Below are 421 nucleotides of genomic sequence, written 5' to 3'. Positions count from 1 at the left end.
ACCTGGGCCAGGCCGGCGTGGTCGCCGAGATCCGTGCCCTGCTGCTGGCCGCGGTGCGTTCGGCGGTGTTGTGGCGCCAGCTGGGCGGCAGCTACTGGGACTTCCTGTTCAGCCGCAAGGCGATGATCGAGGCCGTGGACCGCCTGCTGGCCTGAGGGTGTGGGGTCAGAGCCCTTTTCCATGGAAAAGGGATCCGACCCCGTTGCTGCCTGCCCAAGGGGTCGGATCCCTTTCCGGCACGGAAAGGGCTCTGACCCCGAGGCCGCCAAGGCGCCGGAAAACCGGCGCATTCAGAATGCACTTCGAGGCACATCGACGTTAAAGAGAAAGGGGGTACGGCCGATACATCCTCCGTGCACCTCCCGAGAACGTCCATGTACTCACGCATTTTCATCCGTCTGGCCGCCCCCCTGGCTCTGAA

Annotated in this window: 1 protein-coding gene; it reads left to right on the top strand. The window is 64.8% G+C overall.

Features of this window, described 5'->3' with window-relative positions:
- The first annotated feature begins 2 nt into the window (after positions 1 to 2).
- On the top strand, positions 3 to 155 hold the full coding sequence (locus tag D7V77_RS46165; RefSeq protein ID WP_368666252.1) for a DUF489 family protein: 153 nt from the start codon (positions 3 to 5) through the stop codon (positions 153 to 155).
- Positions 156 to 421: the final 266 nt, after the last annotated feature.

The organism is Corallococcus sp. CA041A, assembly GCF_003612075.1.
Lineage (GTDB): Bacteria > Myxococcota > Myxococcia > Myxococcales > Myxococcaceae > Corallococcus > Corallococcus exiguus.
The sequence above is the reverse complement of the archived record's forward strand: the minus strand, read 5'-3'. Positions and strand labels throughout refer to the sequence as shown.